Source organism: Catenuloplanes japonicus (genome assembly GCF_000717135.1).
GTDB lineage: Bacteria > Actinomycetota > Actinomycetes > Mycobacteriales > Micromonosporaceae > Catenuloplanes > Catenuloplanes japonicus.
In genome coordinates this window covers 168,133-191,471 of record NZ_JNXY01000024.1, presented here as the reverse complement: position 1 = coordinate 191,471, position 23,339 = coordinate 168,133, and the positions used below count along the sequence as shown (strand labels likewise).

The following is a 23,339-nucleotide window of genomic DNA, read 5'->3' as shown; positions in this document are numbered from 1 at the left end:
CAAGCCGAAGGCCCCCTGGCCGAAGCCAGGGGGCCTTCGCGGTGCTTTCGGGCTATCGGCTCAGGCCGGCCACGGCGAGTGCGGCGTCGGCGGCGTCGCGCAGGACGGACTCGTCCATGCCGGCCTCGGTCAGTGCCTCCATGCCGCGCAGCACGGCCAGGAGGTGGTGGGCGGTCCGGCGGGCGTCGCGGTCGGCGGGGATGTCGCCCGCGGCCTGGGCGCCCTCCACCTCGGCCTGCAGCAGGCCGGCGATCGTGGTGAACGTCTGCCGGGCCCGCGTGGCGACGTCGGGGTTCGTGGCGGCCAGCTCCGCGGTGGACTTCGCGAGCAGGCAGGCGCGCGGCGGGGCGGACGGATCGCCGACGGTGGCCATCACGTCGAACAGGGCCCGCAGCCGCTCGGCGGACGAGGACTCCGGGCCGCTCAGCCGCGCGCGCAGGCCGGCCGCGGCATCCGTGCAGTAGCCGTCGAGGACCCGCAGGAACAGCGCCTGTTTGTCGCCGAACGCGCCGTACAGGCTGCCCTTGCCCAGGCCGGTCGCCCGCATCAGGTCGTCGAGCGACGTCGCCGCGAAGCCCGAGGTCCAGAACGTCTCGGTCGCGGAACGCAGCACCTGCTGCTCGTCGAACTTCCGTGGACGCGCCATGCCCCGACGATATTAGTTCTGGACCGAACGGTCAACGTGTGCTTGTATTTGACCGATCGGTCCGGAACTAGGGGAAGTGACAACTCATGAGCGAGCTCGAAGGCAAGACGGCGCTGGTGACCGGCGGTGCGTCCGGTATCGGCCTGGCCGCGGCCACCCTCTTCGCGGCCGAGGGGGCCGAGGTCTTCATCACCGGCCGGCGGCAGTCCGAGCTCGACGCGGCCGCCGCGTCGATCGGTGCCACCGCGATCCGCGGCGACATCTCCGACCTGGACGACCTGGACGCGATCGCGGCCCGGATCGGGGCGAGCGCGGGACGGCTGGACGTGCTGTTCGCGAACGCGGGCGGCGGCGACATGCTCGCCCCGATCACCGAGCTGCGGCCGGACAGCTTCGACTACGTCTTCGGCACCAACGTGCGCGGGACCGTGTTCACCGTGCAGAAGATGCTGCCGCTGATGCCGGACGGATCCTCGATCGTGGTGACCGGCTCCACCTCGGCCAGCCGCGGAAACCCCGGATTTGGCACGTACTCGGCCTCCAAGGCGGCGGTCCGGCAGTTCGCCCGGATCTGGGCCGCGGAACTGGCCCCGCGCAGCATCCGGGTCAACGTGCTGGTCCCCGGCCCGACCGACACCCCGGGCCTGCGCAGCATCGCGGGGGACGAGGTCTTCGTGCCCGCGCTGCTCTCCCAGATGGCCGCCACCACACCGCTGCGCCGGGTGGCGGATCCCGCCGAGATCGCCCAGGCCGCGCTCTTCCTGGCGAGCGCCCGATCCAGCTTCATGACCGGCAGCCAGCTCTTCGCCGACGGCGGCGAGGTCCAGGTCTTCCCCGCCGCATAGTGGGCTTTCGTCGCGTCCGCGCGACTCTGCGAGTGTTCGGGTCAGGTTTCGAGTGATGTCCGGGGAAATGGCGAGTCACCCGTCAGCGCTTCGTCCAATCGCCACTCTCACGCGGACGCGACTGCAGGCGGACGGCCGCCTCAGCGGGAGGGGGAGGAGGCACCGTCCCAGCTGGCCAGGAAAGCCAGCGCCTCGGCGGAAGGGGAACCGGGCGGCGCGCTGAAGGTGAAGATGATCAGGCGCGGGTCGGCCGGCAGGTCGAGTTGCTCGTAGTTGAGCTCCAGATCGCCGCCGACCGGGTGGCGGAGATGTTTGACGCCGCTGTGGTGCAGCATCACCTCGTGGTCGGCCCACCGCACGCGGAACTCCTCGCTGCGCGTCGCCAGCTCGCCGATCAGAGCGGTGAGCTGGCGGTCGCCGGGATACCGGGCCGCCGCGGTCCGCAGATCGGCGACGACCGCGGCCGCCGCCGACTCCCAGTCACGGAAGAACGTGCGCGCCGCAGGGTCCAGGAGCAGGAACCGGCCGAGGTTGCCGCTCGCCACGATCCCGGGACAGAGCGCCCGCCCGAGGCGATTGACGGCGAGCACGTCGAGGCGGTCATTGCCGACGAAGGCGGCCGCCCCGGTGACCGCGTCGACCAGGTGCCGGATCACCGGCCGCACGGTGCCGGCCTCGGGGGCGGCAGGTGCCCGCCGGCCGCGCGGACCGGCCGCGCGCGCCAGGTCGAGCAGGTGGGCCCGCTCGGCGTCGTCCAGCCGCAGGGCTCGGGCGAGCGCGTCCAGAACACTCGGTGAGGCCTTGCTCATGTCCCCGCGTTCCAGCCGCGCGTAGTACGGCACGCTGATCCCGGCCAGCACGGCGACCTCCTCGCGCCGCAGCCCCGGGACACGCCGCTGCCCGTACGACGGAAGGCCCACGCTCTCCGGCGTCAGACGTGCGCGCCGCGAGGTCAGGAACTCCCGGATCTCGCCCCGCGCGTTCATCACCGCCCCAGCCTAGGCCGCGTCACCCGGCCGTGGGGCACCCTGCTGGGGTACGGCTGACGAGGTGTCACAGCCCGGCCCGATCGGTGCTTGGCTCGGGTCTCATGAGAGCGATCCACATGTACGGGGCCGGCGATGTGCGCGTCGTCGAGGTCCCCGATCCCGTCCTCGCCGCGGACACCGATGCGATCATCCGGGTGGTGCGCGCCTGCGTCTGCGGCAGCGATCTGTGGCCGTACCGGGAGATGCCGTCCGGTGGCCCCGCCCAGGCGATGGGTCACGAGGCGATCGGCGTAGTCGAGGAGACCGGTGCCGGCGTGCACGGTGTCCAGCGCGGCGACCTGGTCGTCATGCCCATGTTCTCGACCGACGGGACCTGCGAGTTCTGCCGCGAGGGCACCCTGTCGGGCTGCGCCCACGTCGGCTTCTTCGGGCGGGCCGGGGCGGCGGGTGCGCAGGCCGAGGCGGTACGCGTCCCGTACGCCGACGCCACGCTGGTGCGGGCCGGTGCCGAGACCGGCGACGACGAGGTGCTGCGGTCCCTGGCCACCCTGTCCGACGTCATGGCCACCGGTCACCATGCCGCGGTGACCGCCGGGGTCCGCCCAGGTCACACCGTCGCGGTCATCGGTGACGGTGCCGTGGGTCTGTGCGGGGTGATCGCCGCCCGCCGCCTCGGCGCCGAGCGGGTCATCGTGCTCGGCCGGCACCGCACCCGCACCGACCTGGCCCGTGACCTCGGCGCCACCGATGTCGTCGCCGAGCGCGGTGCCGAGGCGGTCGAGCGGGTCCGCGAGCTGACCGGCGGCACCGGCGCCCACGCCGTCCTCGAGTGCGTGGGAACCGAGGAGTCCACCGCCACCGCGATCGAGATCGCCCGTCCCGGGGGTGGGGTGGGCCGGGTCGGCGTCCCGCACTATCCCGCCGTGCCCCAGGCCGTTGCCGCCTGGGTCAAGAATCTGCACTTCGGTGGCGGCCCAGCGCCGGTGCGGGCCTACCTCGACGAGCTCCTGCCGGATGTGCTGAACGGCACCATCCGGCCGGGACGCGTGTTCGACCGGACGACCAGCCTCGACGGCGTCCCGGACGGGTATCGCGCGATGGCGGCCCGGGAGGCGATCAAGGTGCTGGTCACGCCGTGATCGTGAGGTGCCGTGATCGCTGGACCAGGTCGATGAGGATCGGATTGGTGCAGAGCGCTTCGCGGCACCACCAACGCCGGACGGCCGGGGACGAAGCCGTCCGGGCCTACTCTGCGAGTCGCTGGTCGGCGCCTTGATCAGCGGCAGCTTTCACCGGCACCTGCCGGTGATCGGGGCGTCCCCACGTCGTTCTGGCAACGTCGGGGACGCCCCGGTCTGGCGCCCGATCGCTTCTCAGCCGACCAGCGTGCCGGCCAAGCGGTAGAGGTCGAGGACCGCGGCGGCGATGGGGACCAGCGCGGTGAGCGCGACGAAGTCCGCCACGTCCAGGGCGCGCGCCCAGTGCGGTGACGCCGGACGGCGTCCGGCGCGCACCGCGAACCACACACAACCGAGCGCGGCCAGCACGGTCGCGCCGCCGATCAGGGCGACAGCGGTCGCGCCACCGGTCGTGGCGGTCCGTACCGCGGCCCCGGCCAGCACCACGGCGCCGCCGAGCAGGAGCGCGGCATACTGAGCGACCGAGCGGAAGCCGCGGCTGCGGACCAGCAACGCGATCCCGGCGGCCGCGATCAGCAGCGTGCCGAACGGCGCGCCGGTGATCATCAGGACCAGCGAGCCCGTCACGACGGCCACGGCCTGCGCGACCAGCAGCGCGGTCAGCGCCTGCTCGGTGCGCCGGGCCAGGCCGGAGGTCTCCGCGGCGGTCCGCGGGCTCTCACCCGCGCGGAACGCGGTCATGTCCGCCGGAACCTCGGGCGCGGGCACGCCGCCCAGCCGGAGCGCCAGGCTGGGGAACACCGGGCCCAGAACCAGCGCGAGCACCATGATCACCGCGGCGGCCGCGCCCGGCGTGACGCCGTCGACCAGCAGCGATCCGGCCGCGACGGCACCCACGCCCGTCGCGCCGGCCGCCACCGTGAACCAGGGCCGGTGACGGGGCAGCAACACGGCCGCGAGCGCGGCGCCGCCGGCCGCCGCGGCGAGTCCTCCGGCCAGCGCCGGAGCCTGACCACCGGGCAGCACCAGCCGGTAGGGCAGCGCGACGATCGAGGCCAGCAGCACCGGCGGGCCCGCGGCGGCCAGTGCCGCGCCCACGACCGGTGCACCCTTGCGGGCCACCAGGAACGCGGCCAGCAGCAGCAACGCGCCGAGCAGCACGGCCGCGAACGGCCCGTAGACCCCGGACCACGCGCACGCCACCCCGGCCGCGACGAAGGCGAGCGCGCCGATGCCCGCGGCGGTGCCACCGGCGATCTCGCGAGTCCACCGTCCTCGCGCGCCGTCGACCGCGCTCGCGATCGCGTCCACCGGATCATCAAAGATCATCGGGGGTACGACCTGGGCCGCCGCCACCAGATGCAACAGCTCGCCGTCGCGCAGGCCCACGGCGGTGACCGTCGCCTCGGCCGGCAACGGCGCGCCGCCCACCCGGCACAGCGTCCACGCGTGGGCGTCACCGGCGCTGCCGGTCATCCGCCGCAGCACCGGGATCAGCTCCGCGATCGTGCACTCCCCGGGCACGGCCAGGTCCACCCGGTAGCGTTCGCCCGCCACCGTCACCCGCCGCGGCATCCCCGGCGGCGGCGCCGGCGGCCGATCCGCCTGGTCGACCGCCTCCCACGCGCTGGTCCGCCGCACCTGGGCGGGCCGGCGTGCGGGAACCGCGGGCGGTTGCGGCAGCGCCGCGGGCCGCGACGCAGCGGGTCGCTGATCGGCCCAGCCCGGCATCGCGGGGACCGCCGGCACCGGCACGGTCCCGCCGCCCCCGGCGAGGGCCGGGTAGGCGCCGCTCGCACTGGCGGTGGGATACGCGCCGCTGGCGGTGACGGTGGGATACGCGCCGCTCGCACTGGCGGTGGGATACGCGCCGCTGGCGCTGACGGCCGGATAGCCGCCGCTCGCGGCCGACTGTGCGGCCGGCGCGGTGAACGCCGAGTAGCCGGGTGCCGCTGCCGGGAACGCGGGCTGCGCCGGCGGCTGCCACCCGGACTCCGGCGTTACCGGCTGCGGCGCCGTTGTCCCGCCGGTCACTGCGCCTCCTCCAGCAGCGGCGCGAACATCTCGGCGCTCGTCGCCGCCAGCCGGCGGAGGCCGTCGTTGACCGCGGCGGTGACCAGTGAACCGACGGTCGCGGAGTCGTACCGGCGGAGGGTTTCGGGGGTGATGCGGATGTCGGTGAACTCGCCGCTGCCGGTGAGGAGCGCGACGACCTCGCCGTTGGGGGAGTGGCCGGTCAGGCGGGTGGCCTCCAGTTCGCGCTGGAGCGTGAGGACGCGGGCGTTGTTCTGCTCCACGCGGGCCAGCGCGTCGTCGAGTTCGGTACGCAGGCGGTCCATCTCGGTGTCCATGGCGGGAATCCCCTCAGTCGGTCTGGCGGAGCAGCGTGCGGAGCTGGTCCGCGATCTGGATCAGCTGGGCGGTGACGGCGGCGATCCGGGTCAGGCCGATCACGTCGAGCTGGGTACGACCCGCCTGCACGGCCGAGGCCAGCGAGCCGGTCGTGGACAGCGACAGCGCGCGGGCCGCCGGATGGCCGTGCGGCTGGGAGAGCAGCGCCGCGACGGTCGGGTTGGTGGCGCCGACCATGGCCGCGTAGCTCTGCTGCGTCATCGTGACCACGGCCGCGGCCGCCTGGGTCTGGCCCTGCAGCGTGCTCACCAGCGTCGTCATCTGCTGGAACAGGTCCACGACGGTCTTCAGCTTCTGGGCCGCGCCGTCCGACGCCGCGCCGACCGGCCAGGCCTGCCGCAGCGCGGTCTGCGCGCCGCTGACCTTGCCGATCAGGCCGGTGATGGTCTGCACGTGCGTGAGCAGCTGGGTCAGGTGCGTGAGGATCTGCTGCGCGTCGCCGCCGATCAGCAGCGGGAGCACGGTCGTGCCGGGCCCGCGCCCGCCCGCGGCCGCGTCCATCGCGCCGGACGAGGGGAACGACACCATGTCGTCACCGCCCGATCCGGGGCAGGCCGTCGACTATCCGCAGGAACTCCGCGCTGGTCTTCTTGTCCGCGTCCGCGTACTTCTCCGCGGTGCGCTGCACGCGCTTGCCGATCTCCGCCAGGATCATCTCCATCGCCTTCAGCGTGGCGGCGAGCTCGGCCTGCGCGGTCCCGGCCGCCGCGCCCGCCTGGGCGCCGATGACGCCGTAGCTGCCCACCGGCGGGGTGAGGCCGGCCAGCTGTCCCGTGGTGTTGCCGATGTCCGTGGTCAGGCCGCTGAGCTGCTGGACGACGCGCAGCACCTCGGAGACCGACACCTCGTAGCGATCGCTCATGCCGTCTCCTCCGCTTCGCTCCTCCGCCGGCCTGAGTCAGAGCACTGCGCCACTGATTCGCTCGCAAGCTCGCTCATGCCGCCAGGCTAGGTAACCGCGCGGGCGGGCGGGCACGGCGTATTTACCCACCGGCTGTCGGCGGAATTGCCCATGTGGAGGACCGCGTCGATGCCGCACCGTGGTGGTCATGCGGGGAACCCAGTCGGAGATCGTGCTCCAGGCGCCGCCGGAACTGCCGAGGGCGTCCGGTGGCGGCAGCGGCATGCAGCAGCTGCTGTTCATGCTGCCGATGACGATCGGCATGGGCGTGATGGCGTTCGTCTACATCGGCCGGTCGGCCAGTGGCAACGGGCTGATCGTGTTCGGCGTGCTGTTCGCGATCGTCATCGTCGGCGTGATCGTGATGGGCGTGTCCCGGCACGGCGCCGCAGCCCGCGCGCAGATCAACGACGAGCGCCGCGACTACCTGCGCTACCTGTCCGGCCTGCGTGACCAGGTGCGCGCCGCGGCGCAGCAGCAGCGGGCCGAGATGACCGAGGCACTGCCCGCGCCGGAGACGCTGCCGCAGCTGGCCGGCACCGTGCGGATGTGGTCGCGGCGGCCGGCGGAGACCGCGTTCGGCCGGGTCCGGATCGGGGCCGGGCCGCAGCGGGCCGCGGCGGCGCTGCGCGCCCCCCAGACCGCGCCGCTGGACGATCTGGACCCGGTCTCCTCCACGTCGCTGCGGCACTTCATCCGCGCGTACGCCACCGTGGACGCGCTGCCGGTCGCGGTGTCGCTGCGCGCGTTCACCCGCGTGTCGGTCGCCGGCGACCCGGCCGCCGCGCGGGACCTGGTCCGGGCCATGGTCGCCGGCCTCGCCGTGCTGCACGGGCCGCACGACCTGCGGATCGCGGTGTGCGTGGCCCCGGACCGGCTGACGGACTGGGCGTGGGCGAAGTGGCTGCCGCACGCGGCGCACCCGTCCCGTACCGATGCGGCCGGTCCTGCCCGGCTCTTCACCACGGACGCGTCCGGCCTCGGCGATCTGCTGGCCGCGGACCTGACCGGACGGCCGGTGTTCCAGCGTGGTGCGGGCGCGCCGAGCGGGCTCGCCCACGTGATCGTGGTGACGGACGTGTCCGCCGGGCCGGTGCCGGGCGAGGGGCTGTCCGGCGTGACCGTGCTGGACGCGTCCGGCCACGAGCCGCCACGGTCGCCGGCCGTGCTGGAGCTGGTCGCGTCCGCGGACGGACGGCTCGGCGTGATCGGCGAGCACACCGTGCTGGTCGGCACGCCGGACCGGCTCGGACCGGTCGCGGCGGAGGCGATCGCGCGGTCGATGACCGCGTGGCACCACCCGGCGCCGGTCGCCGCGGACGGGTCCCGCGCCGCCACGACCACGCTGCCGGACCTGCTCGGACTGGTCGAGCCGTGGCCGCGGGCGCTGCCGGCCCGCAGTGCCCGGGACCGGCTGCGCGCACCGCTCGGGCTGGCGCCGGACGGCACGCCGATCGAGCTGGACCTGAAGGAGTCGGCCGAGGGCGGCATGGGCCCGCACGGGCTGGTCATCGGCGCGACCGGGTCCGGCAAGAGCGAGCTGCTGCGCACGCTGGTCACCGCGCTGGTCGCCACGCACTCGTCGGAGACGCTGAACCTGGCGCTGGTCGACTTCAAGGGCGGCGCCACGTTCACCGGGATGACCGGGCTGCCGCACACCTGCGCGGTGATCACGAACCTGTCCGCGGAGCTGAGCCTGGTCGACCGGATGGGCGACGCGCTGCGCGGCGAGATGGTCCGCCGTCAGGAGTTGCTGCGCGCGGCCGGCAACTACGCGTCGGTGCGCGACTACGAGGCCGCGCGGGCCGCGGGCGCGGACCTGCGGCCGCTGCCGTCGCTGCTGGTGATCATCGACGAGTTCTCCGAGCTGCTGTCCACCCGGCCGGAGTTCACCGAGCTGTTCGTGATGATCGGACGGCTGGGCCGCAGCCTCGGCATCCACCTGCTGCTGGCCTCGCAACGGCTGGAGGAGGGGCGGCTGCGCGGGCTGGACAGCCACCTGAGCTACCGGATCGGGCTGCGTACGTTCTCCGCGGCGGAGAGCAGGACCGTGCTCGGCGTGCCGGACGCCTACGAGCTGCCGGGCGAGCCGGGCGGCGGGTATCTGCGCGCGGACACCACGACGCTGCACCGGTTCAAGGCCGCGTACGTGTCCGGGCCGCTGACCAGCCGCTCGGCGACGGCGCCGGACGCGGTCCGGCCGGTGCCGTTCGGCCTGGCCCCGATCCCGGCCGCACCGGCCCGGACGACCGTGACCACGCACAAGGTGTCCACGATGGACGCGCTGCTGACCCGGCTGGCCGCGCACGGGCCGGAGGCGCACCGGATCTGGCTGCCGCCGCTGGACGAGTCGCCGTCGCTGGCCGAGCTCCCTTTCGAGAAGGAGCTGCTGCGTGTCCCGGTGGCCATTGTGGACAAGCCGTTCGAGCAGCGCCGGGACCCGCTGACGGTCGACCTCTCCGGTGCGGCCGGGCACGCGGTCGTGGTCGGGGCGCCGCAGAGCGGGAAGAGCACGCTTCTCCGTACCCTCGTGTCCGCTCTTGCCCTGACCTGCACCCCGCGGCAGGTGCAGTTCTTCCTGATCGACCTCGGCGGTGGCGCGCTGTCCGCGCTGGAGGGGCTGCCGCACGTGAGCGGCATCGGCGTCCGCCAGGATCAGGAGCGCTGCCGTCGGGTGATCGCGGAGGTCACCGGGCTGCTGGCCGAGCGCGAGGAGGCGTTCCGGCGGCACGGCATCGACTCCGTGGCCGCGTTCCGGCGCCACCCGCCGCCCACAGTGGACGGCCGCGAGTTCGGCGACGTGTTCCTGGTCATCGACGGATGGATGGCGTTCCGGCAGGAGTTCGAGCCGCTGGAGGAGGCGGTGCAGACGCTCGCCGCCCGCGGCCTCGGCTTCGGCATCCACGTGGTGCTGTCCGTGAACCGCTGGATGGAGCTGCGCGCGGCGATCCGCGACACGCTCGGCACCCAGCTGGAGCTGCGGCTCGGCGACCCGTCCGACTCCGTCGTCAACCGCCGTGCGGCCGCGACCGTGCCGGAGCGCCCCGGGCGCGGCCTCACCCGCGACGGCCTGCACTTCCTCGCCGCGCTGCCCCGGCTCGACGGCGATCCGGCCGCGCTGGTCGCGCACGTCGCCGCGGCCTGGACCGGGCCGCCCGCGCCGCCGGTGCGTCTGCTGCCACGGCTGGTGCCGGCCGAGACGCTGCCGGCCGGCGAGGGCCGCGCGGTGCCGATCGGCCTGGCCGAGCAGGATCTCCAGCCGGTACGCCTGGACTTCGACGCCGACCCGCACCTGATCGTGTTCGGCGACACCGAGTCCGGCAAGACCGGGCTGCTGCGCCTGATCTGCCAGGGCATCGCCGCACGCTACCCGGAGGAGCAGGCCGCGATCCTGGTCGCCGACTACCGCCGCGGCCTGCTGGAGGCGGTCGGCGGGCGGCACCTGCTCGCGTACGCCGGCACCGAACCCGCGCTCACCGCCGCGATCACGGACGTGGTCACCGCGATGCGCGCCCGCCTGCCCGGACCGGACGTCACCGCGGAGCAGCTGCGCCGCCGCGACTGGTGGCGCGGGCCCGAACTGTTCGTGGTCGTCGACGACTACGACCTGATCGCCACGCAGCAGGGGAACCCGCTCGCGGCGCTCACCGGCCTGCTGCCGCAATCACGCGACATCGGCCTGCACCTGATCGTGGCCCGCCGCACCGGCGGCGCCTCACGGGCGATGTTCGAGCCCGTGCTGCAACGGCTGCGGGACCTCGGCACGCCCGGCGTGCTGCTGTCCGGCTCACGCGAGGAGGGCGCGCTGCTCGGCGGCGTCAAGGCCGTGCCGCGCCCGCCGGGCCAGGCCAGTTACGTGGCCCGGCGCGGCGGCGCGTCCGTCATCCAGGTCGCGTGGGTTTCTGAAGTGTCCGAACACTCTGAAGGGAGCTGACAATGACCGGAACCGGCTACCAGAGCGACGCCGCCGCGATGGCGAAGGGCGTGGCGGGGTTCGAGGAGTCCGCCGTCGCCGTACGCACCGCCATCAACGCGCTGCAGGAAGAGCTGCGCGAGCGGCTGGCCACCTACAAGGGCGCGCAGGCCCAGGCGTTCTGGCAGGTGCAGGGACAGATCAAGGAGAGCATGGACCTGGCCGGGCGCGAGCTGGACACCATGTCCACGCTGGTCCGCACCAGCGCCACCAACTACAGCACCAGCGACGAGGAGGCGGCCTCGGACATCAACAGCGTCGACGCCGCCCCCAGCCCGATCCTCAACCGCCTTTCAGGCAACTGACCCATCCCACGGTACGAAAGGGAGCACGACAATGGCGAGCACAGACATCATCAGCGTCGATTTCGGCGCACTCGACGACGCGTCCGGGGCACTGATGGCGAAGGCGAAGGACGTCAGCACCGCGATGACCCAGCTCCAGGCCTCCCTGGCCCCGATCAAAGAGACCTGGTACGCGTCCGGCAGTTCCGCCGGGGCCGCCGCGGAAGCCTCCGAGACCCGGCTGCGCGGCGCGATCGACGAGGTGGTCCAGGTGATCACCACGTTCTCCGGCAAGGTCACCCTGGCGGGCGACATCGCGAGGAAGACAGAGAACGACAACGCCAACCTGTTCGCCTGACGGCGTCGACGGCGGTGGCGCCGTCCGTCCCGGACGGCGCCGTGATCCTGTGAGGAAGGCATCGTGCTTGTGAGGGAGGCATCGTGACCACCGACGGCTATCGGGTCGAACCGGCCGCGCTCGAGGCGTACGCCGCCGGCCTGGCCTCAGCCCGCGACGCGCTGCGCCACCCGGCCGACCGGCTCGCCGCACTCGACGCGGTCCCGCCGCCGCTCGGCGCGTTCGCGGAGGCCCAGGCGCTGACCGACGCGCACACCGCGCTGGTCCGGCACATGCAAGGGCTCACGGTCGCGATCGCGTCCGCGCTCGGCTTCGCCGAGGAGGTCACCGGCGCGATCGCCACCGGCTACCGCGACGCGGACCAGGCCGCCGCCGACACCTACCTCGGAACGGTCTGAGTCGATGCAGCAGCCTCCTGACTTCTCGCGGTGGCCGCACGAGGAGCTGATCCGGGCGCTCGCGGCCGCGAACCCGTACGTGGTGCGCGCGGCCGCGGACACCTGGGCCGTGATCGCGACGTCGCTGCACGAGCTCGGCCACGACATCACGCCGGCCGGCGAGTCCTGGACCGGCCCGGCCGCGGACCGCCACCGCCAGATGACCGGCGCGCTGTCCGGCGGCGCGACCACAGTGGCGGAGGCGGCCGGTCAGGTGCGCGACCTGATGTACGCGGCCGCCGAGGCGCTGCAGACCGCGTGGACCACGATGCCCCCGGTCGGCGGCGGGGCCGCGCACCGGCAGGCGATGCTGGTCATGGCCACGCTCGCCACCCGGTACCAGACCATCACGGACGCGCTGCGGGTGGCGCTGGCCCGGCTGCCCGCGGACCCGGCCGTGGCGGACGTGGACCCGGTCACCGGCGCACCGGTCACGGGCCGGCCGCCACTGTTCGGCGGCCTGATGCCGGCCGGCCTCGCCGCCACGGCCGCCGCGGCCGCGATCCGGACCCTTCCGGCCGGCACCCCACCCGGTGCCAAGGGCACCGCCGCCGTACCGTCGTCCCGGGTTTCCGCGGGTGGTTTCTCTGCGGGAGCTTCGGGCGGCTTCTCCGGCGGCGGTGGTGCCCTGCCGTCCTTCGCCGCGCCGCCCGCCACGGCCGTGGCCGCCACCGCCGCCGTGGCCGCCCCCGGCGTGGCCGCCGCAACCGGTGGCGGCACCGCAGCTGCCGGCCGCGGCTTCATGCCCCCGATGATGGGCCCCGGCATGATGGGCGCCGGCGCCGAGGGCGGCGGCATGTCCCGCCGCGTCCCCCCATGGCTCGTCGAAACCCAGGACGTCTGGGGCGAAAGCTCCCCGGTAACCTCTCCCGTGATCGGCGAGGAACCGTTCTGAATCTCCTTGTGTGGCAACGGGAAACAGCCCTAGGGTCACCGCTCGTGCACACCACACCGATCATGATCCACGGCGTTGCCGGGTGGGTTTCCGTCACGCTGCCGCCGATCGGCCGGGCGGCCCTCACGGTCAACGGGATGCCTGCTCAGCGGCTCAGGGGCAGTGACTGGCTGCTGCCGGGCATCACCGGCACGCCGATCCTCGTCAAGCTCAAGCGCGGGTTCGCCGACCCCTTTCCGACCATCCAGTCCATCGACGCGGCTTATCCGACCGGCCCGGCACTTCCGGGCTTCCTGAGGACGCTTCTGCTGCTGCCGGTGCTCCTCATCCCGTTCAGCGGGCTCCTTCTCGGTGCGATCTTCGGGGTGCCGGCGTTCATCGCGAACATGAGCGTCGGCCGCAGCGAGCTCACCAACGGGGTCAAGGGCGTGGCGATGGCGGCCATCAACCTCTGCGCGATCCTCGGCCTCGTCGCGCTCATCGGCGCCCTCGTCGTCCTGTCGTCGCTGGTCGCGTAGGCCCGCACCTGACGGCGCCGCGGCGCTTCGCGTCGCGCGCCGTCAGGCACAGGAATCCGGCCGCAGACTCTGGCCCGTGCGCTCGGCGACATCGACGCGGTCCCCAGCGCCGAGACCCGCCCAGCTCGCAGCCACCCCGACCGCAGGCACCGGCGCCCGGGTCGGCCGGCAACCGGCCAGCCGTAGCGGGGTGAGCGCATGAGTAGCCAGCGCATGGCCGCCACCAGCGATATCAGTCGGGAGCGGGCGCGGCTGATCCGTCTTCGAAGGGCGAACTCGTCGCCCAGGCCACCCTGCCGGCCGGCGTCCGCTGACAGCCGCTTTCGCTAGCCCGCGACCTCCAGGTCCGTGCACAGCTCGAAACAGTTGTGCCGGGACAGCGCGGCCACACCGATGCTGGCCCGCGCCGCCTTCCCGCGCTCCGGTCCGAACACGTCGATGAACAACTCCGACACGCCCGCGGACACCAGGTGCAGATCCTCGAAGTCGTCCGTGGTCCGCAGATAGCAGAGGTTCCGGCCGATCGCGACGACCCGGTCCAGGCTGCCGACCGCGAGCCGGATCAGGCCGAGCGCGTTGATCGCGGTGCGCCGGGCCGCCTCGTAGCCCTGCGCGACGGTCAGGTCATCGCCGAAACGGCCCGGATGCACACGGTTCCCGGCCCGGTCCTCCGGTGTCAGGCCGGACAGCAGGAGCAGATTCCCGATCCGGCGGTACGGCAGCACCTGGCCGTAGCGGCCGCCGTACGGCGGGTCCGTGTAGTCGGGAATGTCCAGGCCAAGCTCACGCACACGATCCTCCGGGCTCATACCCGCCATTCTTGATCACAATTCGTGGACCGGTGGCCGGCACACTGTGATCAAGGCGTGCTTTGTGCTGTTCCCGGGGAGGCGTACATCAGAAGCAGGTGCCGCAGGTCGGCGTGGGGGCGCCCTTCGGCGGCGGCGGGTAGATGTCGCCCGAGTACGGTGCGGCGTCGACCTCCTTGGTGACCAGCGGATCGTCGATGTCCAACAAGGTGCTCGTGGCGGTGTTGCGGTTCGCCGCGATGACAACGCGGGTGCAGGCGATGCGTGACATCTCGCCGGCGAGGACGCAGACGCCGTACTCGCCGGGTTCCGGCTTTATGACCGCCACGCCGAAACGGCGCGGCTCCGCGTTCTTGAACAGCCGGACCTGGTAGCCCGTCGACTCTCCGACGGTCATGTCCGGTCGGTAGACGGCGACCCGGATGCCGCTCCCGGCGACCGTGGGCTCGCACGGCACGGCCAGCCCGTCGAGGACGAACCAGCCAACCCCGCTGTCCTTTGCCACCCCCTCCAGGTAAGCGGTGGCGCACGGCGCCATGGTCCAGGGCACCGGATCCGCCGCCGACGCGGGCGCGGGCCCGGCGAGCACGGCGGTCAGGGCCGCGACGAACAGGGCTATTCGACGGCGAAACATCAGGATTTCTCCTCTGGCTGCCGGGCGGCCGGCGGACGGGTTTCGGGCAGGGGGACGGCGCGGGCGGCGCCGAGGAGCAGGGCGAGCTGGAAGCGGTTGTCGACACCCAGGCGGTCCATCAGGGCACGCAGCGTGTAGACGACCGTGCGCCGGCTCAGGCCGAGCTCGGCCGCGGCCGACGCCTCGCTGTGACCGTCGCTGAGCAGGGCGATGATGGCCTGTTCCCGGATGCTGAGCATGATCGTGGGTGCCTCGGGCTGGTAGATGTCGCGGGCGGTGCTCCAGAACCGGTAGAACAGCCGCGTCAGGTCCGCCACCGCGTCCGGGTCGGTGACCAGCACGGCCCCGGCGTCGAAGTCGGCCGGGTCCGCCGGGAGCAGCGCGGCCCGCCGGTCGAACACCATGAGCTTCACCGGGAGTGCGGCCGCCTCCCGGTGCTCGGCGCCGGCCGCGAGCGGTGCGGCGTGACCACCGGTGGGCGGCGTCGGGGTGAGCGTGCGCAGCCGGACGCCCCGGGCCAGCAGCGACCGGTCCAGCGGCGAGGCCGCCGCGGCCGCGCCCGCGCTGAACTCGTACTCCGTGTTGATCGTCAGGTGTTCGCAGCGTTCCGTGGCGACCAGCCCGGCGATCCGGTCGCGGGCGGCGGCCCGGCTCGGCAGCCGGGACACGGACGCCGCCGGGAGCCGGTCCAGGTGCAGGCCGGACACCGCGGCCACGTGCCGGTGCAGTCGCGCGTCGAGTGCCTCGGGGACACGCCGCCGCCGTAGCGACGACACCACCACGTCGCCCGGGACCGGGTGCCAGAACCGGTCCCGGCCGTCGGCCCGCACCCGCACCGCACCGGCCGCGGCCAGCTCGTCCAGTGCCCGGTCGATCCTGCCCGGCTCGACGCCGAGCCGCCGGGCCAGCGCCCGCGCCGTCTCCGGCCCCTGCAACGCGAGCGCCCGGTACGTCAGATCCGCGTGCGCCGACAGCCCCCACCGGCCCAGGCACGGCACGACCCCGTTCATCCTCACTGCACCCCCGTGACAGTCAATGACTGGCACCACCCAATCGTGTCCGGGCCGCGCTGCCAAGACCGTCCGCCGATTTCTTGCGCAGATGCGCAACGGTGCGCACCTGCGCAACCGGATCCACGGTGGATCTCGACGGACGTGGCGGTCGGATGGCCCACTGTGTCGCGACCGGAGCCGAGCTGGTCCCGCTCGGCCGACCATCGAATGAAGGCAGTGTGCGATGAGGACGATTGTCAACAGGGCCGCCGCGGCGGCGTTCGCGTTCGCGGCCACCGCCGGGGTGCTGGCCGCGCCGACACCGGCCGCCGCGGCCGAGGTCGGATGCAACAGCTTCACGAGTGTCCACTACGCCGGGAACCTCTACCGTCACGTACCGTCGGTGGGGTCGGGTTCCTGGAACTTCGACTGCGTCCTGGCGCGCGGCGCGAACAACGTCGGCGTGCTGGCCCTGCAGGAGAGCCTGAACGTGTGCTACGGGCAGAGCCTCGCCACCGACTCCGACTTCGGCCCGCTGACCGAGCAGGGTGTGCGCAACGCGCAGAACATCCTCAACTGGGAGGACGGCGCCGGCCTCGCGGTCGACGGCCGCTTCGGCCCGAAGACCAGCTCCTGGTTCCGTTTCCAGGTCTACGACCACGCGAACGGCGGCGCGCCGCAGAAGTGGTGCGCCCGCCGGTGACCATTCGGCGGCCGGTGCGGGCGGCACACCCGCCGTGCGCACCGGCCGTCCGGTCAGCCCGCCAGCTGCCGCGCGATGGCCTGGGCGTCGAGGAGGTACCACATGTGGGCGAAGCGGCCGTCCCGGAAGTGGTAGAACGCGTACTCGGTGAAGGTGACGCTGCGTCCGGTGGGCTGCAGTCCGAGCCACTCCGTCACCGGGGTGCCGGTGTCGGTCAGCCGGGCGGCCACCCGGTCACCCTCGATGAGCAGGTCGTCGAGGCGCCACACGAAGCCGTCCACGGCGCTCATGTGCTGCTTCATCGTGGCGACGTAATCGTCGCGGGAGACCGGCTCGCCGTTGAAGACGATGGTGTCGTGCGCGAACTCGGCCATCCGGTCGAACTCGCGGGCGTTGATGGCCTCGATGTGGTCGAGGTACAGGGCGCGCAGGTCGGTGCTCAATGTGGACTCTTCTCTACAGGGAGCGAAGGACGGCGACGCGGCGGGCGTGCACGCCCGCGTGGATGCCGATGGACGGGGCGATGTGGTCCCAGCCGTGGGTCAGGCCGGGCAGGACGTGCAGCTCCGCGCTCACCCCGGCCGACCACAGCCGCCCGGCGTACGCGACGGCCTCGTCCCGCAGCGCGTCGAGCTCGCCGACCTCGACGTAGGCCGGGGCCAGGCCCGCGTGGTCGTCCAGCCGGGCGGGGACGATCGTGGCGGGCGCGTCACCGGACCAGGCGTCGCCGAGCAGGCTCCGCCATTGGGTGATCTTGAGCGTGTAGAGGTCGGCGGAGAACGGCAGGAGTTCCGGGTCCGGCGCCACCTCGCGGTTGTCGAGCACCGGGTAGACGAGGATCTGCCGGGCGAGCGGGATGCCCTCCGTGCGGGCCCGGATGGCGGTTGCTGCGGCGAGGGTGCCACCGGCGCTCTCGCCCATCACCGCGATCCTGGCCGGGTCGACGCCGAGTTCGCCGGCGTGCTCCCGCAGCCAGGTCAGGCCGAGGAACACGTCGTCGGCCGGGGTCGAGCCGCTCGCCTCGGGCGCCAGCCGGTACTCGACCGACAGGAACGGGACGCCGGCCTCGGCGACGTACCGTGCGATGAACGGGGCGAAGTGCGTGACCTGCCCGGCGACCAGGGCGCCACCGTGCGCGTGCACCACGGCCGCGGTGGTGCCGATGGTGTCGGCCGGGGCGAACCAGTGCAGGTCGATTCGCGTGCCGTCGGCCGCGGTCGCGGTGCGGACCCGGTGCGCGACGTCGGGCCGGTCGAGGCCGGCGGTGAGTAGCGGGTACACGGTGGCGACGGCGTCGCGCCAGGTCTTCCAGTCGCCGGGCACGAGCGGCTCGGACGACGTGCCGCCCGCGGAGACGGCTGCGAGTTCGGGATCCAGGGACAAGGTCATGCCGGCGACGCTATGACCTAGAGTCCGCTCTAGATCAAGACAGGGAGTCAGGGTGAGTGACGACGATCTCTCGATCGGTGAGGTCAGCGAACGGACCGGGCTCGGCATCCCATACGCTGCGCTACTACGAGCGTGAGGGAGTGCTGCCTGGGCCGGTGGCGCGCGGCAGCGACGGCCGGCGTCGCTACTCGGCCTTCGACGTCGAGTGGCTGCGGCTGTGCCACCGGTTCCGGTCCTGCGGGATGCTGCTCGGGGATATCCGCCGGTACGCCGAACTGGTCGCCTCCGCGCGGCGAATAGCGACTCTGTCGGCATTCGGCGGCGTCAGGGCCGGCTGCCGCGACGGGCGTAGGATTTCGCGGCGTGAGCAGTTTCGACGATCAGGTTCGTGCGGCTCAGGAAGCGGAGGAGGCCGCGCGGCAGAGTTCGTCGGCGGCGCAGCGGAGAACCGCGGACGAGAACGCCGCCGCCGAGGCGGAGGTGGTCGGTGCCGCGCGCCTGCTGGCCGAGGCGCTGGCCGACCTGGACATCCCGGTGGACGTCACGGTGGAGTTCCGCCGGAGGTTCATGCGGAAGAAGTTCTTCGGAGGGTATGCCAGCGAGGAAGAGGTCTTTCACGTCTTCGACGGCTGGCTCTTCGGCGAGACCCGGCACGACTGGACCGACCCGGACACCGGCCGGTCGACCCACACGATGAGCGGGCGGATCCTGGCGGTCGACGGCCAGGCGCACCAGTTCTTCCAGAAGGGGTACGGATGGTCGGCCGACGGCCGGTCCGTGCTGCACGTGGATCAGCCGTGGGGCACGAACGTCCTCGACGCGCCGCTCGTCCCCGGCAACGCGGCCGGATACCGCGAGGCGCTCGCCGACCTGGTGAGACTGGCGGTGAAACACCGGGTCGATCCCGCGCGGCTGCGACCGCCGGCCGCGAGCGGGCCGGTGCCGGCGATCGACGTCGACGAGATCCGGCGTCTGGCCCGGGAGCAGTTGCAGCGGCGTGGCCTGTCGCCGAGAACCGCCTGGGTGCTGGACTTCGAGGAGGCGTTGCGGGCAGCGCTTCTTCCCCGGGCCGAGTTGTTCGTCACCATCATGGCGGCGGCCGGTTTCCCCGGCCTCTATGACAAACGGGAACGGTCCGCTGAGACAGGCAGTCGCGCGTGGACGATCGGCGCCTACGACTCGATCACGTCGATCGGTTCGTACGTCGACGACAACTGGGTGGCGCACACGGTCGACTCGACGCATCCGGTGTTCCTGGCGCTCGACACGTCGTCTGCGTTTCACACCGCTCGCGCGGTCGAGGACTGGCAGTCGATCGGCGTGGCGGGTGCGCCGCCGGACCGGACGATCGTCGTCGACGGCGAGATCGACACGCCGAGCGCGCTCGGTGAGGTCGGAGTCCGTCGCTATGCGGAGGACACGTCGGCCGCGGATTCGGCCGCCGAGTTCGCGGTCGCCTGCGATCGCCGGATGCTGTTGCTGCTGTGCGCGAACGACCTGACGTTTCCCGACCGTGATCTCTCCCGCGTCACCTGGGACGAGAGCGAGTCGCGCGTGCTGCGGAGCATGCGGGGTCGGTGACCGTCGATTAGCCGTACATCTTGTACGCCCAACTGACACGGCGTACGGTGAATGCGTGGCGGAGGTCGGGCTGCGCAGGGCTCGGGGGAGTCTGCGGGAAGAGCAGAAGCGGATGACGCGCCAGCGGCTGCTGGACGCGGCGCTGACCGTGTTCGCGGAGAAGTCGTTCCTGGACGCGACGATGGACGACATCGCCGGCGCCGCCGGGGTCGCGCGGGTGACGGTCTACGCGCACTTCCCCGGCAAGACCGAGATCATTCAAGCGCTGACCACCCGGGTGTACGACGCGATGAGCGACATCTTCGCCGCGCTCGGCGCGCTCCCGGCGTGGACTCCGGCGACGATCCGCGGCTGGCTGGACGACACCGTGCCGGACTGGCAGGCGATCACCCCGGTGCTGCGGGTCATCCACGTCGAGGGCGCGGTCGCACTGTCCGTCACCGACCGGACCGCGGACGCGGCCCGGGGGCGATATGTGGCCGAGCACGAGCGCTACACCGCGATGCTCACGGCCGACCGGGAGCGGTGGCCCGGGGTGCCGGAGTCGGAGGCGCGGCAGCGGGCACTGACGGTGGTCCTGCACACCCGCACGATCCTGCTCGCCTGGCTCGCGACCGGGTTGTCGCTCGGTGACCCGGACCCGCTCGACCTGCTCACCGGCACGGTCTGCCAGCTGCTCGGCCCGGCCGTCCAGAACGCCTGACCGGCAACGGCCGCGAGCGCCCGAGCACGCCTTGACTGTCCACAGTGCACACCCGAACGAGGAGAGAAGCGTTGACGCAGATCGCCGAGTACGACATCGCCCGCGACGCGAAATGCCCGCTCGACCCGGCGCCGGCCATGCGCGCCCGGCAGCAGGAAGGGCCGCTGACCCGGGTCCGGCTGTGGAACGGCAGCACGCCCTGGCTGGTCACCGGCCACGCCGCGCACCGCGAGGTCCTCGGGCACCCGGCCGTCAGCGTCGTGCCGGGCAACGGCACCCCCACGATGTCCGCCGCCGAGGTGCACGCCGGCCAGTCCCAGGACGAGCGCGGCAGCAACACCAGCTTCATCCTGATGGACGACCCGGAGCACGCCCGGCTGCGCCGCATGGTCACGTCGGCGTTCACGATCAAGCGGATGAACACGATCCGCCCGGCCGTGCAGCAGATCGCGGACCGCCTCATCGACGACCTGCTCGCCGGCCCGGACACGGTGGACCTGGTCGACGCCTACGCGCTGCCGCTGCCGTCACTGGTCATCTCCGAGCTGCTCGGCGTCCCCTACGACGACCACGAGTTCTTCCAGGACAACAGCAAACTGCTCATCAACCGTACGACCACGGCCGAGGATCGCGCGGCCGCCCACCAGCGCCTGGCCGCGTACCTGGACGGGCTGCTGGCGGAGAAGATGATCCACCCGGCCGAGGATCTGCTGTCCGGCCTGGTCGAGCGCGTGAACAACGGCGAGCTGACCCGGCAGGGCGCGGCGAACATGGGCGTGCTGATGCTGTTCGCCGGCCACGAGACCACGGCCAACATGATCACGCTGGGCACGCTGGCGCTGCTGCAGCACCCGGAACAGGCCGCGCTGCTGCGCGACACCGACGATCCGAAGCTGATCGCGTCCGCCGTCGAGGAACTGCTGCGGTTCCTGACCATCACGCACGGCGGGCTGCGCCGGGTCGCGCTGGAGGACATCGAGATCGCCGGGCAGGCCATCCGCGCGGGCGAGGCGATCATCGTGGTGAACGAGACCGCGAACCGGGACCCGGACGTCTTCACCGACCCGGACCGGCTGGACATCACCCGGGACGCGCGGATGCAGGCCTCGTTCGGCTACGGCGTCCACCAGTGCCTCGGCCAGCCGCTCGCCCGGCTGGAACTGCAGATCGCCTACCAGACGCTGCTCCGGCGCGTACCCACGCTGGCCCTTGCCTCTGATCTTGAGGCGATCCCGTTCAAGCATGACGGGTTCGTCTACGGCGCCTACTCGCTGCCGGTGTCGCGATGAGCGCGCCGGAGCACGTGATCATCGTGGGCACGTCCGTGGCGTTCTTGCCGGCGGTGCCGCGATGAGCGCCCCGGCACGTGTGGTCGTCGTGGGCGTGTCCGTGGCGTCCTTGCCGGCGGTGCCGCGATGAGCGTCCCGGGACATGTGGTCATCGTCGGTGCGTCCGCGGGCGGGCTGACCACGCTGGAGGCGCTGCGGCGGCTCGGGCACGACGGCGCGGTGACCGTGATCGGCGACGAGATCCACCCGCCCTACGACCGGCCGCCGCTGTCCAAGCAGGTGCTCTCCGGCGCCTGGCACCCGGACAGGGCGGCGCTGCGGACCGCGGAGGCGATCGGGCTGCTCGGCGCGGACCTGCGGCTCGGCGAGCGGGCGGTCGCCCTGGACTCGGCGACTCGCACCGTGACCACCTCCGGTGGTATGTCCGTGCGGGGGGACGCGATCGTGATCGCCACCGGTGCCACGCCGCGCCGCCTTCCCGGCAGCGAGGGTGTCGCGGGCGTGCACGTACTGCGCGGCCTGGACGACACGCTGCGCCTCCGCGAAGATCTTGAGCCCGGACGCAGGCTGGTGGTGGTCGGCGACGGCGTGCTCGGCAGCGAGATCGCCGCGACCGCGGTCGGTCTCGGCGTCGACACCACGCTCGTCGGCCCGCAGGCCGCGCCGATGCGTCTCCAACTCGGCGACGAGGTTTCCGCGCTGCTGGGTCAACTGCACACCGACCAGGGGGTACGCCTGCGGCTGGGCACCGCCGTGGACGGGCTCGTCGTGTCGGAGGGCCGGGCCTCCGGTGTGCGGCTGACGACCGGCGAGGTGCTGCCGGCGGACGTGGTGGTGATCGCGTTCGGCGCCGCGCCCGCGACGGACTGGCTGGCCGGCAGCGGCCTCTACCTGGACAACGGTGTGGTCTGCGACTCCCGGTGCCTGGCCGCGGACGGGGTGTGGGCGGTCGGCGACGTGGCCCGCTTCCACCACGAGCACCTGCGCCGGTCGATCCGCCTGGAGAACCGCACCAACGCCACCGAGCAGGCCATGCTGGTCGCGGCGAACATCCTCGGCGCGGACAGGGCGTACACGCCCGTGCCCTACTTCTGGACCGACCAGTTCCACGTCAAGATCCAGGTGTACGGCACGCCGACGCCGGAGATGCGCTTCGGCGTGGTGGACGGCTCGCCGGAGTCCGGGCGGTTCGTCGGCGTCTACCACCTCGGCGACCGGCCGGCCGCGGTCCTCGGCTGGAACATGCCGAAGCAGGCCCGCCAGCACCGCCAGTTGTTGCTGCCCGTACCCGTTCCACCGAAGGGATGATCATGAAGGTTTCCATCGACCAGGACAGGTGCGTGGCCGCCGGCTCGTGCGTCACCGCCGCCATGGACGTCTTCGACCAGCGCGACGAGGACGGCGTGGTAGTGCTGCTCGACCCGGAGCCACCAGCGGGCCTGGCCGCCGAGGTCCGCGAGGCCGCCGCCGTCTGCCCCGCGGCTGCGATCACCGTTCACGAGTAGCGCGCACCCGCGCGCCGCGTTCGTCTGTACTGAGTCCACCTGACCCCTTCGGGTGACGCCTCGCGGGCGTGAAAATCCTTCGACCGTGGTTCGCGGTGGGGCCTGTTCCGGTCAGCTTTCGGCGTCGAGGTCCAGACCCGCCTCGACCTTCGGACACTCTCTGCCCGAAATTTCAGGAAATAGCGGCCTGATGGCCGCGGCATCCTCACCCTGGCGCCGAAAGCTGACCGGAAAACAGGCGCCGCCACGGCCCGAAGCTGAAGAATTTTCATGCCCGCGAGGCGTCACTTCGACGGTGCCAAGAGGACTCAGTAACGTCGCGCTCGTCTGGGTACAT

The 23,339-nt window shown here is 72.8% G+C and carries 25 protein-coding genes and 1 pseudogene; 15 read left to right on the top strand and 11 right to left on the bottom strand.

Translation table 11 applies throughout. The features are described from left to right. Nucleotides 1–52: 52 nt before the first annotated feature. Nucleotides 53–646: a TetR/AcrR family transcriptional regulator gene (locus OP04_RS30025; RefSeq protein ID WP_033343216.1), complete on the bottom strand. Its 594-nt coding sequence runs from the start codon at nucleotides 644–646 to the stop codon at nucleotides 53–55. An 86-nt stretch (nucleotides 647–732) separates the two neighbouring features. On the opposite strand from OP04_RS30025, the gene OP04_RS30020 reads away from it, so the two are divergent. Beyond that, the gene (locus tag OP04_RS30020; RefSeq protein ID WP_033343215.1) at nucleotides 733–1,491 is read left to right on the top strand and encodes an SDR family NAD(P)-dependent oxidoreductase; all 759 of its coding nucleotides are present in this window, start codon (nucleotides 733–735) and stop codon (nucleotides 1,489–1,491) included. Nucleotides 1,492–1,631: 140 nt separating this feature from the next. On the opposite strand, the gene OP04_RS30015 is transcribed toward OP04_RS30020, so the two are convergent. Then, entirely contained in the window at nucleotides 1,632–2,477 is an 846-nt protein-coding gene (locus tag OP04_RS30015) for a helix-turn-helix domain-containing protein (RefSeq protein WP_033343214.1), read from the bottom strand. 104 nt (nucleotides 2,478–2,581) lie between these two features. Between OP04_RS30015 and OP04_RS30010 the strand changes: the two genes are divergently transcribed. Further along, the gene (locus OP04_RS30010; protein ID WP_157240578.1) at nucleotides 2,582–3,619 is read left to right on the top strand and encodes a zinc-binding dehydrogenase; all 1,038 of its coding nucleotides are present in this window, start codon (nucleotides 2,582–2,584) and stop codon (nucleotides 3,617–3,619) included. A 234-nt stretch (nucleotides 3,620–3,853) separates the two neighbouring features. On the opposite strand, the gene eccD is transcribed toward OP04_RS30010, so the two are convergent. From eccD to OP04_RS29990, 4 genes are read right to left on the bottom strand one after another with little or no spacing between them, the layout of a single operon-like run. Continuing rightward, nucleotides 3,854–5,653 carry a type VII secretion integral membrane protein EccD gene (eccD, locus tag OP04_RS30005; protein ID WP_051799338.1) on the bottom strand — a complete coding sequence of 600 codons (1,800 nt, stop codon included), beginning with the start codon at nucleotides 5,651–5,653 and terminating at the stop codon, nucleotides 3,854–3,856. Next, nucleotides 5,650–5,970: a YbaB/EbfC family nucleoid-associated protein gene (locus tag OP04_RS50300; protein ID WP_051799337.1), complete on the bottom strand. Its 321-nt coding sequence runs from the start codon at nucleotides 5,968–5,970 to the stop codon at nucleotides 5,650–5,652. Before OP04_RS50300 ends, eccD begins: the two co-directional genes overlap by 4 nt. 13 nt (nucleotides 5,971–5,983) lie before the next feature. After that, entirely contained in the window at nucleotides 5,984–6,559 is a 576-nt protein-coding gene (locus tag OP04_RS29995) for a hypothetical protein (RefSeq protein WP_033343212.1), read from the bottom strand. Nucleotides 6,560–6,563: 4 nt separating this feature from the next. Beyond that, nucleotides 6,564–6,893, bottom strand: a complete 330-nt coding sequence (locus OP04_RS29990; RefSeq protein ID WP_033343211.1) for a type VII secretion target — start codon at nucleotides 6,891–6,893, stop codon at nucleotides 6,564–6,566. Nucleotides 6,894–7,080: 187 nt separating this feature from the next. Between OP04_RS29990 and OP04_RS29985 the strand changes: the two genes are divergently transcribed. From OP04_RS29985 to OP04_RS29960, 6 genes are all read left to right on the top strand, one after another. Then, nucleotides 7,081–10,866, top strand: a complete 3,786-nt coding sequence (locus OP04_RS29985) for a type VII secretion protein EccC (protein ID WP_033343344.1) — start codon at nucleotides 7,081–7,083, stop codon at nucleotides 10,864–10,866. Nucleotides 10,867–10,868: 2 nt separating this feature from the next. Next, on the top strand, nucleotides 10,869–11,210 hold the full coding sequence (locus tag OP04_RS50295) for a WXG100 family type VII secretion target (RefSeq protein ID WP_051799336.1): 342 nt from the start codon (nucleotides 10,869–10,871) through the stop codon (nucleotides 11,208–11,210). Between the two features lie 31 nt (nucleotides 11,211–11,241). Further along, entirely contained in the window at nucleotides 11,242–11,547 is a 306-nt protein-coding gene (locus tag OP04_RS29975) for a WXG100 family type VII secretion target (protein WP_033343210.1), read from the top strand. An 83-nt stretch (nucleotides 11,548–11,630) separates the two neighbouring features. Continuing rightward, a complete protein-coding gene (locus OP04_RS29970) occupies nucleotides 11,631–11,945 on the top strand; it encodes a hypothetical protein (RefSeq protein WP_033343209.1) in 315 nt (104 codons plus the stop codon). Nucleotides 11,946–11,949: 4 nt separating this feature from the next. Beyond that, entirely contained in the window at nucleotides 11,950–12,879 is a 930-nt protein-coding gene (locus OP04_RS29965) for a WXG100 family type VII secretion target (protein ID WP_033343208.1), read from the top strand. Between the two features lie 44 nt (nucleotides 12,880–12,923). After that, nucleotides 12,924–13,397, top strand: a complete 474-nt coding sequence (locus OP04_RS29960; protein WP_033343207.1) for a hypothetical protein — start codon at nucleotides 12,924–12,926, stop codon at nucleotides 13,395–13,397. A 326-nt stretch (nucleotides 13,398–13,723) separates the two neighbouring features. Here the strand turns inward: OP04_RS29960 and OP04_RS29955 are convergent, their stop codons facing one another. The 3 genes from OP04_RS29955 to OP04_RS29945 form a co-directional block, all read right to left on the bottom strand. Then, a complete protein-coding gene (locus OP04_RS29955; protein WP_198154029.1) occupies nucleotides 13,724–14,188 on the bottom strand; it encodes a RidA family protein in 465 nt (154 codons plus the stop codon). A gap of 106 nt (nucleotides 14,189–14,294) precedes the next feature. Then, nucleotides 14,295–14,840 carry a hypothetical protein gene (locus OP04_RS29950; RefSeq protein WP_033343205.1) on the bottom strand — a complete coding sequence of 182 codons (546 nt, stop codon included), beginning with the start codon at nucleotides 14,838–14,840 and terminating at the stop codon, nucleotides 14,295–14,297. Then, entirely contained in the window at nucleotides 14,840–15,850 is a 1,011-nt protein-coding gene (locus OP04_RS29945) for a helix-turn-helix transcriptional regulator (protein WP_033343204.1), read from the bottom strand. Before OP04_RS29945 ends, OP04_RS29950 begins: the two co-directional genes overlap by 1 nt. 226 nt (nucleotides 15,851–16,076) lie before the next feature. Between OP04_RS29945 and OP04_RS29940 the strand changes: the two genes are divergently transcribed. Then, nucleotides 16,077–16,535, top strand: coding sequence for a peptidoglycan-binding domain-containing protein (locus OP04_RS29940; RefSeq protein WP_033343203.1), 459 nt, complete (start codon nucleotides 16,077–16,079; stop codon nucleotides 16,533–16,535). A gap of 53 nt (nucleotides 16,536–16,588) precedes the next feature. On the opposite strand, the gene OP04_RS29935 is transcribed toward OP04_RS29940, so the two are convergent. Together OP04_RS29935 and OP04_RS29930 are read right to left on the bottom strand one after the other, a co-directional pair. After that, complete coding sequence (locus tag OP04_RS29935) at nucleotides 16,589–16,978, bottom strand: ester cyclase (RefSeq protein WP_033343202.1); 390 nt, start codon at nucleotides 16,976–16,978, stop codon at nucleotides 16,589–16,591. 13 nt (nucleotides 16,979–16,991) lie between these two features. After that, on the bottom strand, nucleotides 16,992–17,924 hold the full coding sequence (locus OP04_RS29930; RefSeq protein ID WP_033343201.1) for an alpha/beta hydrolase fold domain-containing protein: 933 nt from the start codon (nucleotides 17,922–17,924) through the stop codon (nucleotides 16,992–16,994). A 56-nt stretch (nucleotides 17,925–17,980) separates the two neighbouring features. Between OP04_RS29930 and OP04_RS56860 the strand changes: the two are divergent. The 6 genes and pseudogenes from OP04_RS56860 to OP04_RS29905 all read left to right on the top strand — a co-directional run. Further along, nucleotides 17,981–18,184 (top strand): annotated as a pseudogene (locus OP04_RS56860) (MerR family transcriptional regulator); the annotation flags it as partial. A gap of 103 nt (nucleotides 18,185–18,287) precedes the next feature. Beyond that, nucleotides 18,288–19,505 carry a hypothetical protein gene (locus OP04_RS55905; protein ID WP_033343200.1) on the top strand — a complete coding sequence of 406 codons (1,218 nt, stop codon included), beginning with the start codon at nucleotides 18,288–18,290 and terminating at the stop codon, nucleotides 19,503–19,505. A gap of 55 nt (nucleotides 19,506–19,560) precedes the next feature. Then, nucleotides 19,561–20,208 (top strand): TetR/AcrR family transcriptional regulator, encoded by a 648-nt coding sequence (locus OP04_RS29920; protein WP_051799335.1) that lies wholly within the window; start codon nucleotides 19,561–19,563, stop codon nucleotides 20,206–20,208. Between the two features lie 71 nt (nucleotides 20,209–20,279). Further along, nucleotides 20,280–21,497 (top strand): cytochrome P450, encoded by a 1,218-nt coding sequence (locus tag OP04_RS29915; RefSeq protein WP_033343199.1) that lies wholly within the window; start codon nucleotides 20,280–20,282, stop codon nucleotides 21,495–21,497. Between the two features lie 126 nt (nucleotides 21,498–21,623). Next, nucleotides 21,624–22,805 carry an NAD(P)/FAD-dependent oxidoreductase gene (locus tag OP04_RS29910; RefSeq protein ID WP_033343198.1) on the top strand — a complete coding sequence of 394 codons (1,182 nt, stop codon included), beginning with the start codon at nucleotides 21,624–21,626 and terminating at the stop codon, nucleotides 22,803–22,805. Between the two features lie 2 nt (nucleotides 22,806–22,807). Beyond that, nucleotides 22,808–23,002, top strand: a complete 195-nt coding sequence (locus OP04_RS29905) for a ferredoxin (RefSeq protein ID WP_033343197.1) — start codon at nucleotides 22,808–22,810, stop codon at nucleotides 23,000–23,002. Nucleotides 23,003–23,339: the final 337 nt, after the last annotated feature.